Consider the following 242-nt stretch of genomic DNA (forward strand, 5'->3'; position numbering starts at 1 on the left):
TTCAACCAGCACCGGGCAGATCCCATGCCGCAGCGACGGCGCCATGTCCAACTCGTCGTAGAGCGTCTTGATGAAGATGGGGAGCTCGTCCACCGTACCGATCTCTTCCGCCGGCGCAGCGATTGCGGTGGCGCCAGTATTCGGCGGCCTCGAGGGCGCAAGCGCGGCAAAGGCCGGCGCCGCGCCGGTGAGAACCGTCACGCCCCCTACTCCGGCAACATTGGCGTCCGCGCGGTCGCGCC

1 pseudogene is annotated in these 242 nt (G+C 68.6%); it reads right to left on the minus strand.

Features of this window, described 5'->3' with window-relative positions:
• Positions 1-201 (minus strand): annotated as a pseudogene (locus ACYP5B_RS48990) (ATPase, T2SS/T4P/T4SS family); the annotation flags it as partial.
• Between the last annotated feature and the right edge of the window lie 41 nt (positions 202-242).

The organism is Cupriavidus sp. 8B (assembly GCF_054589115.1).